The organism is Erwinia tasmaniensis Et1/99 (assembly GCF_000026185.1).
Lineage (GTDB): Bacteria > Pseudomonadota > Gammaproteobacteria > Enterobacterales > Enterobacteriaceae > Erwinia > Erwinia tasmaniensis.
Window position 1 is genome coordinate 1897750 of sequence record NC_010694.1, and the last position, 13134, is coordinate 1910883.

The following is a 13134-nucleotide window of genomic DNA, read 5'->3' on the forward strand; positions in this document are numbered from 1 at the left end:
CAGACATCTCAACTGCCTGTCCGGCCAGAAGAGGGGATCACTTCAGATAGCGGCGTTCCAGGTGCTGGCGGAAATAGCGCGCGTTTAAATCTTCTCCCGTAGCGTTTTCAATCAGCTGACGGGTAGTAAAACGGCTGCCGTGCTGCCAGATGTTCTGCTGCAACCAGTCAAACACAGGCTGCAAATCGCCCCTGAGGATATTTTCTTCTACCTGCGGGATTGCACGCTGCAAAGCATGGAACAGCTGTGCGGCATACATCGCGCCCAGCGTATAGGTTGGGAAATAGCCGAAAGCACCGTCGGTCCAGTGAATATCCTGCATGCAGCCGTCGCGATAGTTGCCGCCCGTATCAAGACCAAGCCATGACTGCATTTTCTCATTCCACAGTGCCGGGATATCGTCGACTTCGATCTCTGCGGCAATCAGCGCCCGTTCGATTTCATAGCGCAGGATCACGTGAGCTGGATAGCTGACTTCATCGGCGTCGACGCGGATGAGTCCCGGTTTTACCCGCTGGTTAAGCGCAATAAAATTATCGACATCCATCCCTGGCCGTTCCCCGAGATGTTCGATGACCCGCGGATGGATCAGGCTGAGGAATTGCGGACTACGGCCAAGCTGTTTTTCAAAAAACAGGCTTTGCGACTCGTGGATTGCCGTAGAGCGCGCCAGAGCCACCGGCCGATCGGCCCACTGCTGGGGTAAATTTTGTTCGTAACGTGCATGCCCTGTCTCGTGGATCACCCCCATCATCGCGCTGATAAATTCCGTCTCGCTATAGCGGGTGGTGATGCGTACATCCTGTGGAACGCCGCCGCAAAACGGGTGGGCGCTGATATCCAGGCGACCCGCAGTAAAGTCAAAACCCAGCTGCTGCATAATCGCCAACCCCAGCTGCCGTTGGCTGGCCTGCGGGAAGGGGCCAGAAGGGCGAACGATGCTCTCGCGAGATTGCTGCTCTACAATCTGTTGCAGCAGGTCGGGTAACCATTGTTTCAGGTCGCCAAAGGTTTTATCCAGCTTAGTGCTGGTCATTCCCGGCTCAAAAAGGTCCAGCAGGGCATCGTAACGGGAGCAGCCGTTGGCCTGCGAGCGGATCTCCGCCTCCTCACGGCTGAGCTTAACCACCTCTTTTAAATTAGCGGCAAACCCCTGCCAGTCATTAGCCGGCCGCTGCTCACGCCAGGCATGTTCGCAGCGCGATCCGGCAATGGATTTCGCTTCAACCAGTGAGGCGGGTAACAGCGATGCCTGCTGCCAGGCGCGCTGCATCTCATAAAGATCGGCCTGCGCCACGTCATCCAGACTCTCTTGCTGCGCCTGCTGTAACCATTCGCCCACCTGTTTAGCGGTCAAAATTTCATGGCGCAGCACGCTCAACTCCGCCAGAGCCTCACCGCGCGCGCGGCTTCCTCCGGGGGCATCATCGTCTGCATGTCCCATCCGGCTATGGCCGACAGGTGGCCGAAACGGGAAAGGCGCTGGAAAGTGCGTGTCAGATTAGCGTAGGCAGAAGACATAGCGTTCCTTAATGATTTTAGGTTAAGCGTGCAGGCCAGCAACAGCGTATGCTGGCGCCGCCCAGCGGGCTGCTGTCGATGGTGACATAGCCGCCAAAGGCCTGGGCAATGGAATGGACGATGGCCAGCCCGAGGCCGCAGCCGCCGGTAGCGCGATCGCGGCTGGGGTCAAGGCGCACAAAGGGCTCAAAGACCCGTTCGCGTTCATCAAGCGGAATACCCGGCCCGTCATCTTCAACCTGAAGACAAACCGTCTCGCCGTCAAACCACAGCCCGACCCGCAACCGCCTGTCGGCATAACGCAACGCGTTGTTCACCAGATTATCCAGCACCCGCTCCATGAGCCGGGTATCAGCAACACCCAGATTTTCACGCTGGGGCGTATCCAACTCAATGTCGTATTGTGGGTGCAGCGTGCGGATATCATGCAACCGCTCGTGGAGCCACAGGGCGAGATCGAGACTTTGCAGGTTCAGACTGACTTCGGGGCGGTCGAGACGCGCATAGGTAAGCAGTTCTTCAATCAGCGACTCCAGTTGACCAATGTCGCGATTGAGCGCCGCTGACTCCGACTCTGTCAGATTGTCACTCATCTCCAGCCGGTAACGCAGGCGCACCAGGGGAGTACGCAGCTCATGGGCGATGCCGTCAATCAGCTGTTTTTTACTGGCAACCAGCGTATTAATGTTATCCGCCATCTGATTGAACGCCACGCCGAGACGCAACAGGCTGGAAGCGTTGTCGAAATGTATTCGCTCATCCAGATGGCCCTGGCCCAGCCGCTGTGCGGCGTTTTCCAGCTTGAGCATGTCTTGCCAGTGTGGACGCATCCAGATAAACACCGGAAAGGCGAGAGAAATACCGATGATTGCCAGTAGCGCAATATCAAGGATGCGCATCTCATGCAGGAAGAACAGGTAGGGAATAGGGCCAACTGCGAGCACATAGTGGCTGCGTGGGATATGCTGCAGAAACGTGTATTCGTCATCCAGCGCGACAATTTCTCCTGAACGCAGTCGGCGCAGGGTGTTTGGATCGAGCTGATACTTGCTCATTGGTTCAATATGCAATTTGAATGAAAGGTTCAAATCGAGATTATCAATGGTTTTGTTCCAGTCACGCGGCGGGATTTCGCGTAGCTCACTGCGCATCAGATAAAGTGAGCTTTTCATCAGGTCATTCATTGACTCACGGCCGGCACGCTCGGCGGTAAATTTGTAAACCAATCCGACCAGCATCGCCATCACCAGAAAGCACACGAACAACAGCAGGTAAAACTGAATAAACAGCTTTTTCATGACGCATCCCAGGCATGGGGTGCAAACAGATAGCCTTTGTTTCGGATCGTTTTGATGCGGTAGGGCTCGGTCGCGCTATCAAGCAGCTTTTTACGCAGGCGCGAAATAGCGACATCAATACTGCGATCCATGCCATCGTAGCTGACCCCGCGCAGAGTCTTCAGAAGAGCATCGCGGTTGAGAATCGAGCCTGCATGGGTGGCGAGTTCCCACAGAAGGTCAAAATCTGCCGTGGAAAGGGCCACCGTTTCATCTGAAAGCGTCACCTGACGGTTGATCGGATCAATACTCAAAGTACCAAAGCGGAGGGCTTTTTGCCCGGCGATGCCTGGTGAAATCTCGTCAGACTGGTTGCCAGCCCGAGACTGGCGCAAATGCAGGCGAAGGCGCGCCAGAAGAACGGCGGGTGGCGTGGTTTTGAGAATGTAGTCGTTAGCCCCCATCTCCAGCGACAGAATATGATTCATATCGCTGTCAAGTGAGGTCAGCAGCACGATCGGGCCTTGCCAGGCATCGCTGCTGCTCAGGTCACGACAAAGCGTCATGCCATCTTTACCCGGCAGCATGATATCCAACATCACCAGGTCCGGGTTAGTGGCAGCGATAGTGGCTTCAGCCCTGTCACCCCGGTTTTCAACGATGACATCAATATCGTGCCGGCCGAGATAGGCAGCAATCAGTTCGCCAACATCTTTGTCGTCTTCGACGAAAACAATTTTGTTCATAGAGCCAAATGTCTGGGTTGGTAATACGCTAGCTTATCCTTTCCCGCACTCCACGACTATGTGTTGGCATAAATTATGTATCTGCATTGACCCATGCAGGTACACTCTTCGCTTATTGCGTGACGCAGGCCTAATTATTTAGAGTATGTCTGGTATAATCGAGGGCGGTTATGTCATCATAAACGCCGGAATTGTTAAGGCAAATTTATAAGGAGACAACAGCGTTGGACAAGAAACAGGCTTCAGCTGACTGTAGTTCGCCCATCTGCTTGAACTATATAGATTTCCTTTCCGCCTCATGCAAGAAACAATGGCGCTTTGTTGATGCCATTTACGGCGTTATTCCTTTTTTCGGTATGATCACCAGAAAGCCCGCCAACATGCCGCAGCCTTCCGCTGAACAGCTGAAAGCGCTGGCGCTCCAAATCATCTCTACCCAAGTCAGCGATGAAATTAATATCGCACGACTCATCACCCTTGCATGCCAACAGCAGATAGAACAATTTGATATCCTGCTGCCTTATTTCCTTTCAGAACAGCAGCTGGACGGCATTCGTCATGAATACGCCAGGCCGCTCGATATTGAGCAGCATGACGACCGTCTTAGCGTCAGCATCCTGCCGGTCGCCCATTAATTATTCACCGATCAACATCCACATCGCGGGTATTGCTGCCAGCATAAGCATAGCCATCAGGGTCTTTTCTGCCAGATGAAGCGGTTGGCTTGCTTTACCACCTCGCCGTGCATAAAGAAACAGCAGTATTCCCGGTACATACAGCACGACCGAAAGCAGCAGATGCAGCGGCCCAGAGGCATACAGCAACCACAAACCATAAGCGCTGGCCCCAATCGACACCAGCGTTACCGTTGGTTTTTTTAATCCGCGCGCTAATTTAAAAAGATACGCACCCACCAGTAAATAGGGCACCAGGATCATTTCAGAAGCGATGGTCAGCAACGTGCTGTAGTCGGAGCCGGTCAGCCAAATCAGGATCAAACAGACCTGAACGCAGCCGTTGGTCAACCATAATGAGGCCGCCGGTGCACCGCGATCGTTTTGGCGGCTCAGGCTGCGCGGAAAAGCGCCGTGTTTTGCAGCAATCAGGGGAACTTCAGCGGCCATAATCGTCCAGCTCAGGTACGCGCCGCATACGGAAACAATCAGCCCGGCAACGATCGCCAGATCCCCCCAGGGGCCAATCAGGGTTGTCATAAGTCCTGCCATCGAGGGGTTGCGCATTTCTGCCAGCTCGGCCCTGGGAACGATGCCCAGTGACAGCAGGGTGACCAGCAGATAGACACCCAGTGCGGCGATGACGGCCATCAGCGTGGCGCGGCCAATATCACGTTTATCGCGCGCGCGCGAAGACACTACCACCGCGCCCTCAACACCAATGAACACCCATAATGTGATCAGCATGGTGTCCTTTACCTGCTGCCACACCGGTTTGCCTAGCGAAAGGCCGGTAAAATCAAAGTGGAAACGTTCAAATTGGAAAGCGGCAATCGCCAGCACGACAAACAGCCCCAGCGGCAAAAGTTTACCCAGTGTTGCCACCAGATTGATACTGGCCGCAGTCTGCACGCCGCGCAGCACCAATGCGTGCACCAGCCACAATAGCAGGGAAGCCCCAAGCATCGACTGCCAGGTGCTACCGTTCCCCAATATCACCTTTTCTGGAGAGTCGGTGAAAAAACTCATGGCGGAAAAAACGATCACCAGATAGGAAACATTGGCGATCACCGCACATAACCAGTATCCCCAGGCAGAACAGAAACCAATTAATTCACCAAAGCCCGCCTGGGCATAACTAAAAATCCCGCCGTCAAGTTCAGGTTTGAGCCTGCTCAACAGCAGCATGGCCAGCGCCAGCAGCACGATCCCCACGCCGGTAATCGCCCAACCAATCAGCAGCGCTGCCGGGCTGGCGACTGCGGCCATATTTTGCGGCAGACTGAACACCCCGGCTCCCAGCATCGAACTCAGTACCAGCGCCGTAAGCGCGCTCAGGCCTAACTTTTTGTCCAAAAAATACCCCAGATTCAGAATAAAATGCCAGTTAATAAGATGAGTGCAGGTTTAACTTAGTCGGTAAGGCAACAATAAACAAAGAAACCTCTAAATTGGCGGGCGATTTTACGGAGAGAGGAGGCAGGATGCAATGACTTACTATGCAAAAACGGGCGGGAATTATTCAAAGGGGGAGATGGGTTATCTCCCCCGAGGGCCAGGATTACTTGAACAGATCGGCAGAAACGGTCAAATTGCCGCCGCTCTGATTCGACCACTGACGGGTAACGTGGTAGTACTTGGCACCTTTAGCAATTGCCCGGCGTCCAACCTCTTCTGACACCTCAGTAGGGGTACTGTAGTGGCCGGTGAAGGTGATGCTGTCAAAAGGCTGCATTTGGGCTGCCGTGACAATATTCACTTCCTGCACGCTCTTACCATTCGGCAAAGTGACAGTGTAACGCTTGCCGGTTGAGCTTTGGGTTTCGAAGAAACGTCCTACCTTGCTGCTTGGCGTTTCGGCAGAAGCAACTCCGGGAATTTCAACCTTTTTCGCCGCAGCGCCGCCGGCCGCGAGGGCCGCTTTACCGGCTTCAGAGTCGGCAGGCACAAGGTTTGGCGACTGAACCTTACGTTGAGGCGCGTCCGATTTATAGATATAGGCAGTGATAATCTGGTTGCCGCCGCTATTTGTGTCAATTTGACGAATAATGAAGAAGGACGCCGCCCCTTTTCTTTTCGCCGAGCGGGTAATGGCGTCATTGACGTCAGGCTGGCTGCGGAAAAAGCCACTTGCGCTCACGGTATCGTATGGCTCGAGCGCATAGGCTTCTTCTTTGGTTAGCTCACGCACACCATTGATGATGCGGTCTTTGTTCTTTGGGGCCGCAGGGGCATCGGTATGATACAGATCGGCGGTGACATTCCAGTTACCGCCGTTCCCGTTGGTATCATTGATGCCCTGTATATAATAGGAGTCAGCGCCCAGCGCATCCGCACGCTTTGATACTGCATCGCTTGCTTCGTAGATGGCGACGAAACGCCCACTGAGGGTGATCCTGTCGAACGGTTTCAACGATGCTGCTTTTTCCGGTGTCAGTTCCTGTGCTGCCTGGGCGGACAATGCTGTGATCGATAGCAGCGCTGATGCCAGAATAGTGTATTTCAGCTTCATAAAATTAATCCTTCGCCTTACGCAAGAAATGAGGACATAAACCTGCTGGACATCTTGATGTGTGACCTATTAGCCGTTGATTATTACATGTAATAATGTTCCCTGTCTCAGCGATTTTGTAGGGATTTTGCCTGCGATTCACCTCATCATGCGACTTCTTTTCCTGCGTCAGAGCAGGCAGACGCCGCTGGCATGGATTTTCTCAAAGGCATTTTATAAGGGAAGGCGCGTTTTAATATGAAAGGACTTTTGGATGGGGCGCTGTCCGCAGGAGAATTGACTTTGCGCGGACAATTTTACAGGAGTTTAAATCGACTATCGCAAGCTTATGGCCGTTTACCCGGCGGAGACAGACAGACAAGACCGGCCCGGTATAAACCGGGCCGGTTAACGCTAATCGCGCGTTATGCGGGTATGCTTCGAGCCATGACGCCTCTCACATGCCGATCAGGACTGACTTTCCGAAGGCTGTTCGCCGATAAAGAAATACCAAAGCGGAATGGACAGCAGCAGGGTGAATACCGAGCTGTAGATCAGGATCATAAAGAACTCAGAGACATACAACTCAACCGGCCAGGTAGAGAAGGGCATATTGTATTCGTTTATCGCGCCACCAATGATCGCTTTAGTCATCACCAGCGCGGTGCAAATCAGCACGCAGAGCTGGGCGATAAAGAAATTCCGGCGCTTTTTGCCGGGGGGAAACATTGCCATGATTTGTACTCCTGTACGTTTTATCAGAATTTAGCGTTGACTTTCGCCCACCAGGTGCGGCCGGGCTCATTGACCGGGCTGACCCCGGAATAACCAAAGGCACTATTGCCCGCCAGGTTCAAATGTTCGCTGTAAGTACGGTTAAAGATGTTATCCACTCCGGCACTGACCTTGATGTCGTCGGTCAACGCGTAGGCTGCATTGCCAGAGAAGATAGCAAATCCGTTACTGCGGCCAAAATCTTTGCCCACGACGTTACCGTTGTTGATTGCCACCCGGTGCTGATGGCTCACTAAACGCAGCAGGCCGGTGGTGCTCCAGTTGCCTTCATGCCACGTCAGGCCAAGCCGGCTATCCAGCGGTGGCATCTGCGGCAGCGGACGTTTATCAGAGCTGTTCTGACCCCATGAGTAGGCCAGGCTGGCATCGGCATTCAGGTTATCGGTCAGTTTATAGTTCAGGCCTGCTTCGCCGCCCATAATAGCGGCAGCAACATTGCTGACTCGCTTAGTGCCGCCGTTGGCCTCATCGTAATTAAACAGAATGAAATCGCTTACGCGACCCGCGTAAGCGGAAACCCAGCCGTCAAATTTTTCACCGCTGTATTTTGCCCCAATATCCAGTTGACGGGTCTTTTCAGGGGCTACCGAATCGAACGTGCTGGAGTGGCCATCGGCAGCCGTAGTTTTGGAAAACAGCTCCCAGAAGTCAGGAAAACGTTCGGTGTATCCAAACCCGGCATACAGCATCACCGGCAGGTTCTCCAGCGTATGTTCCAGTCGGACAAATCCGGCTGGCATGATATCGTTTCTGGTCGCCTGACCGGTAGAGGTAAAGTTATCCACCCAGGTCCTGTCAATACGCGCCCCGGTGACCAGCTTATTTTGATCGTTCGCCGCCCAACTCAGTTCACTAAACACGCCAACATTATGGAAGCGGGCATCTTTCACCCACTGGTCAACGGCATACTTGCGGTAGCTGCTGGTTTGCATATCCATACCGCCCTGAAGTTCAACGTCAGACCAGAGCCAAGTCCCCATCATTCGGCCATTGACCGACCGCGTATCACGCCGTGAGGTTTTTTTGGGCACAACGCTCATCCCTTGCATCATGGCCTGCGGGTCGCGCAGGCTGTGATTGTCCATCACATGATTGGCGTAATTGTAATGGATTTTAGCTTCAAACTTATCGAATACCTCACCAATATTTGATTTTTCGAAGCTGGCTCCCAGACTTTGACGCTTGAACTGCGCTCCATCCATCGCCCGGCCGGCGTAGCTCGCTTCACCATCGCCGGTGCCCGCCGTCAGTTCCAGCAGCGTATCGTTGTCCGGCGTCCACCCCAGTGCCATATCGGCGTTCCACTTATCCCAGCGCGAAGGGATGCGGGCACCACTGCCGTCTTTGTAGTCACCGGCGCGAGATTTATTGCCCATCAGCCGCAAATAGCCGTCTTCATTGCCCATTGTGAAATTAGCGTTTTCATCCCAGCGGCGATGGGAAGCCGTATGCAGACCGACATCGCCTTTGACGTCGGCCTGCTCAAAATGCGTGGGCGCGCGGTCGAAGCGCACGGTGCCGGCCGAGTTCCCTGGCCCCCACAATACGGTTTGCGGGCCTTTAACAATGCTCAGCAGGTCGAAACTTTCCGGGGAAATGTATGAGCTGGGCGCATCCATACGGCCAGGGCAGGCCCCTAATATTTCACCGCCATCCGTAAGGATACGCAGGCGTGAGCCAAACATGCCGCGCAGTACCGGATCGCCATTCGTGCCGCCGTTACGAATTTGGGAAAATCCAGGCATTGTCTTTAAATGTTCGGAGGCATCACTGGCAGACGGGTCCGTTGTTTTGGTTGACGTGACTGACGTCAGTGGCGAGGTGAGCTGGGCGGAAACGACCATCACCGGATCTTGATTACCAGAGGTTGATTGCGTCGCCGATACATGGCTGGCGGTCATCATCGCAACGCTTAAAACCGATAAGCGAAAAGGGCGGTATTGCATGGTTAAATCCTTACGTACTTTATCTGTCAATATTGCTATACGCAGATGGCTGCGAGTGAAAAATAGATCGGGTCGCGCCCGCGAGATTGATATTCGCTATCAGGCAACCATTAATTTATTTTATTCGTGACGCATCCTGCGCATTGCGCATATCAGTTATTGAGCGGTTTCATTCATGAAAAACTCAAAATATCTTTTATCTGTTGCGTAAATTAAATGACAGGTGGTGCGCGCGGCTGGGAAAGTCCGGGGAAGAACGTAAAGTGATAAGGGGAAAACTTAAGCGGAGGTGGAGTGATTGTCGACAGCAGTAACAGGCGGATAATAACGATAAAAATTGCCAGCAACAGCGGTAAATGTACCAGAAGCTGGCAATAGCCACAGGCGAAATGATCCACCACAGTGCCGCTGATACGCTTGTGATGCTGTGTATTGTCGGACGTTACGGGTGGTGTCGTGTTGCAGTGGTTATGACCTGCGGGCATCGGCATATCATCCATCATGCCGTGCTGTGCCATTTTGTTTAAGCCACTTGGGGGATGTTCCGCAGTTATCTCATAATGTTCTGCGCTGCGCCGTTGCTCAAGAAAAGTCGACACGTCGGGCGCGATAAATAGCATCAATATCGCCATAATGGCGATTAATGCGGGCAAGCGGCGCTGCGACAGTCGGGAAAACGAAAACACTCTGTAATCCATAACAGAATAAAAAAGAGGTGTAATTCTAGCGGCTTTTATTCTCTTTGTTAACGGAATAATGCCTTAAACTCTATTAGCAGGCGCAATTCTTGACTAATAGTGTCACAAAGGCGGCTGGGTTGATTAAAATGCCGCCTTTCAGTAACGCTGGGAGAAATTAGTCGTGCTCGTCGTCATCCACGGTAACCGGCGAGACAAACCCATCTGGTTTAATCGCCAGCAGGTCGCAGCGTAGTCTATCGATGACCTGCTCTGCGGTGTTGCCGAGAAACGCCGCAGAAAGTCCGGTTCGCCCAATAGTTCCCAAAACCACAACGCCAGCATCAAGATATTCAGCCAGATCTGGAATAACCTCTTCCGGCAGGCCTTTTTCGACGTGGGTGAGACTGGCATCGATAGAGAAGGGCTGACGCAGCGCTTTCATGGCCAGCAAATGCTGACCACGGATAGCATCGTTATAAACGCTGGGGTCGAAATCCGGCAGCTCAATGGCGATATTAATCGGGGTGACCGGGTAAGCGCCCACAAGGTGCACTTCGGTATGATTTATGCGCTCGGCAAGTGCCAGCGTTTCTTTTACCAGTTTGGCGTTCAGCGGGTCGTGATGCGGTTCTTCACTGGCAAGATTCACCGCCACCAGCGCTTTCCCCTCTACCGGCCAGGGCTGGTCTTTAACCATCCAGACCGGACAAGGACATTTGCGTAACAGATGCCAATCGGTTGGGGTAAATACCACCGCCTGAAGGCGATCGTGCTGATGAGCCATTTTTATCACCAGGTCATGATGATTGTTCAGCACTTCCTGAATAACCGCTTCAAAAGGACGATTGTGCCAGACGACCTTGATATTTATCTGCACGCCGGCAGCTAGATAGGCGCGTGCCTGCTCGCGTATCCATTCCGTGCGTTGACTTACGACGCCTTTGCGCATGGTGATGCGTTCATCAGGCGAGAGCAGGGTCGTCATCTCATAGGAGAAGTCATAGATGGGTAGGAAGCAGGTGATCTTGCCGCCAAGACGTTGATTAAGATAAACAGCGCGCCGAAGTGCAGGCTGGTCATCCTGCTCGGGATCGATTACCACCAGAATATTGTGATACAGGGCCATAACGTTTCTCCTCAAGCAGGGCGTATTAGCTTAAAGATAGTCTAATGACGATAAAGGGTGAAAGAGAAAAGTTGCCGCCGGATCAATATACTAACAAATACCGATCCGGCAGCGATCAGGCTATTGCGCGGCAATGACCTGCCAGGTGAGCCAGGGTCTCATGATCTTCGACGGTGATATATTTCCCTTTAACGGCCAGCATACCGCTTTTTTGAAAACGGCCCAGCAGACGGCTAATCGTTTCCACGGTAAGGCCGAGATAATTACCGATATCGCTACGCGTCATCGTGAGTCGAAACTCACGCTGTGAGAAACCGCGCTGGCCAAAACGCTGTGAGAGACCGTAGATAAAGGCCGCCAGACGCTCTTCCGCATTCTTTTTCGACAAGAGCAGGATCATGTCCTGATCGTCCTTAATCTCGCCGCTCATCAGGCGCATCATTTGCTGACGCAGACTGGGCATTTTTCCTGAGAGGTCATCCAGGGTTTCAAAAGGGATCTCGCAGACCATCGCGGTTTCTAAAGCTTGGGCAAAACCAGGGTGCTGACTGCCGCTGATGGCATCAAAACCAACCAGATCGCCCGCAAGATGGAACCCGGTGATCTGCTCGTCACCCTGTTCAGTAATGGTGAAGCTTTTGATTGTTCCTGAACGGATGGCATATAAAGACTTCAGTTCATCACCCGCTTTAAACAGCGTCTGGCCCTTTTGTATGGGCTTTTTGCGCTCGATGATATTGTCGAGCTGATCCAGCTCGTGTTCGTTAAGCGTGAAGGGAATACAAAGCTGACTGATGCTGCAATCCTGGCAGTGTATGGCGCATCCGCCCGATTGTATGCGTTTGGTGAGAATTCGCTTTTGCGGGGTCATAATCTACGCTCGATGAAAATTGACTCTCGTCAATTTACATTTTTTAATGACTAAAAGGAACATTTGTTGGCCGATAAGCACATAAAAAATAGGGTTGCTATCATCTATAGGCCATTCCTTAACACTCGTATAAAAATAAGTCTAGCGATACTTTTCATTATAAGAGTTTATTTTTTCAGTGTTTAATATCACTTAAATCTACAGTTATCAGCGATCGTGCTAATGCTGGCGCGTGAACCGAGACCGTTTTTTGCTAAACTCTGGCATTAAGCCAGACACTTAACTACGCAGCTTGCGTCTATTGACCGGAGGCACGAGATGACGGAACAAAATCTGTTTAGAGAGGCAATGGGGGATGTCAAACCATTGAAAGACAGCGCCAGTACCCTGTGGCATAAGCCTCCTGTCGTTAAAGTATCGCGCATTCAGGATGACCAGCTGGATAATCCTCTTACCTGCGGGCATCTGGACATTGTTCCACTGACCATCCCTCTTGAATACAGGGCAGAAGGCATTCAGCAGGGGGTACTGGATAAACTTCGGCAGGGAAAATATACGGTTCAGGCAACCCTCAACCTGGTTCGACAGCCGGTAGAACAGTGCCGTCAGGCGCTTTATCTTTTTATGCTACAGGCCGCACGCCATAATCTACGTAATGTGCTGATCGTTCATGGCAAAGGGAGAAACGATCGCGCCCATGCCAATATTATACGTAGCTATCTGATGCGTTGGTTGCCTCAGTTTGCTGAAGTACAGGCTTTTTGCTACGCACAGAACTCAGATGGTGGCAGCGGTGCCTGCTATGTTGGCTTGCGCAAAAGCGAATCTGCCCGTCTGGAAAATCGTGAACGGCATGCCAGGCGCTGTCGCTGACGGCATCACTGTGTTTATGGCGAAAATAACCGCTAATAAATGAATTGCAGGTGTGTAAAGCCCGTAGCCTTAAGTGCGGCTGGTTGTCGCCGGTGGGAAAATAAAAAAAATCACGTACAGAATATAAAATAACA

At 52.5% G+C, this 13134-nt stretch carries 11 protein-coding genes and 1 pseudogene; 2 read left to right on the top strand and 10 right to left on the bottom strand.

What is annotated here, in order from left to right:
- Positions 1-37 precede the first annotated feature (37 nt).
- From ETA_RS09495 to rstA, 3 genes and pseudogenes are all read right to left on the bottom strand, one after another.
- Positions 38-1521: pseudogene (locus ETA_RS09495) on the bottom strand (carboxypeptidase M32).
- Positions 1522-1538: 17 nt separating this feature from the next.
- A complete protein-coding gene (gene rstB / locus ETA_RS09500) occupies positions 1539-2819 on the bottom strand; it encodes a two-component system sensor histidine kinase RstB (RefSeq protein WP_012441416.1) in 1281 nt (426 codons plus the stop codon).
- The gene (gene rstA, locus ETA_RS09505; RefSeq protein ID WP_012441417.1) at positions 2816-3544 is read right to left on the bottom strand and encodes a two-component system response regulator RstA; all 729 of its coding nucleotides are present in this window, start codon (positions 3542-3544) and stop codon (positions 2816-2818) included. Before rstA ends, rstB begins: the two co-directional genes overlap by 4 nt.
- A 224-nt stretch (positions 3545-3768) precedes the next feature.
- Between rstA and ETA_RS09510 the strand changes: the two genes are divergently transcribed.
- On the top strand, positions 3769-4179 hold the full coding sequence (locus tag ETA_RS09510; protein WP_042958882.1) for a hypothetical protein: 411 nt from the start codon (positions 3769-3771) through the stop codon (positions 4177-4179).
- Here the strand turns inward: ETA_RS09510 and ETA_RS09515 are convergent, their stop codons facing one another.
- From ETA_RS09515 to ETA_RS09545, 7 genes are all read right to left on the bottom strand, one after another.
- Positions 4180-5574, bottom strand: coding sequence for an amino acid permease (locus ETA_RS09515; protein ID WP_012441419.1), 1395 nt, complete (start codon positions 5572-5574; stop codon positions 4180-4182).
- A 205-nt stretch (positions 5575-5779) separates the two neighbouring features.
- Positions 5780-6730: a DUF1471 family protein YdgH gene (ydgH, locus tag ETA_RS09520; protein WP_012441420.1), complete on the bottom strand. Its 951-nt coding sequence runs from the start codon at positions 6728-6730 to the stop codon at positions 5780-5782.
- Positions 6731-7177: 447 nt separating this feature from the next.
- On the bottom strand, positions 7178-7444 hold the full coding sequence (locus tag ETA_RS09525; RefSeq protein ID WP_012441421.1) for a DUF2534 family protein: 267 nt from the start codon (positions 7442-7444) through the stop codon (positions 7178-7180).
- 23 nt (positions 7445-7467) lie between these two features.
- On the bottom strand, positions 7468-9450 hold the full coding sequence (locus ETA_RS09530; protein ID WP_042958884.1) for a TonB-dependent copper receptor: 1983 nt from the start codon (positions 9448-9450) through the stop codon (positions 7468-7470).
- 212 nt (positions 9451-9662) lie between these two features.
- Positions 9663-10148, bottom strand: a complete 486-nt coding sequence (locus ETA_RS09535) for a DUF2946 domain-containing protein (protein ID WP_012441423.1) — start codon at positions 10146-10148, stop codon at positions 9663-9665.
- A gap of 157 nt (positions 10149-10305) precedes the next feature.
- On the bottom strand, positions 10306-11256 hold the full coding sequence (gene uspE / locus ETA_RS09540; protein WP_012441424.1) for a universal stress protein UspE: 951 nt from the start codon (positions 11254-11256) through the stop codon (positions 10306-10308).
- Between the two features lie 115 nt (positions 11257-11371).
- Positions 11372-12127 (bottom strand): FNR family transcription factor, encoded by a 756-nt coding sequence (locus ETA_RS09545; RefSeq protein ID WP_012441425.1) that lies wholly within the window; start codon positions 12125-12127, stop codon positions 11372-11374.
- A gap of 318 nt (positions 12128-12445) precedes the next feature.
- Here ETA_RS09545 and smrA point away from each other — a divergent pair, with 318 nt between their 5' ends.
- Entirely contained in the window at positions 12446-13000 is a 555-nt protein-coding gene (gene smrA / locus ETA_RS09550) for a DNA endonuclease SmrA (protein ID WP_012441426.1), read from the top strand.
- Positions 13001-13134 lie beyond the last annotated feature (134 nt).

Bases quoted from the DNA above. Each gene is read 5' to 3' on its own strand.
- ETA_RS09525 (WP_012441421.1), bottom strand. From the start codon at position 7,444: ATGGCAATGTTTCCCCCCGGCAAAAAGCGCCGGAATTTCTTTATCGCC.
- ETA_RS09545 (WP_012441425.1), bottom strand. From the start codon at position 12,127: ATGACCCCGCAAAAGCGAATTCTCACCAAACGCATACAATCGGGCGGA.
- ETA_RS09535 (WP_012441423.1), bottom strand. From the start codon at position 10,148: ATGGATTACAGAGTGTTTTCGTTTTCCCGACTGTCGCAGCGCCGCTTG.
- smrA (WP_012441426.1), top strand. From the start codon at position 12,446: ATGACGGAACAAAATCTGTTTAGAGAGGCAATGGGGGATGTCAAACCA.
- ETA_RS09530 (WP_042958884.1), bottom strand. From the start codon at position 9,450: ATGCAATACCGCCCTTTTCGCTTATCGGTTTTAAGCGTTGCGATGATG.
- ydgH (WP_012441420.1), bottom strand. From the start codon at position 6,730: ATGAAGCTGAAATACACTATTCTGGCATCAGCGCTGCTATCGATCACA.
- uspE (WP_012441424.1), bottom strand. From the start codon at position 11,256: ATGGCCCTGTATCACAATATTCTGGTGGTAATCGATCCCGAGCAGGAT.
- rstA (WP_012441417.1), bottom strand. From the start codon at position 3,544: ATGAACAAAATTGTTTTCGTCGAAGACGACAAAGATGTTGGCGAACTG.
- rstB (WP_012441416.1), bottom strand. From the start codon at position 2,819: ATGAAAAAGCTGTTTATTCAGTTTTACCTGCTGTTGTTCGTGTGCTTT.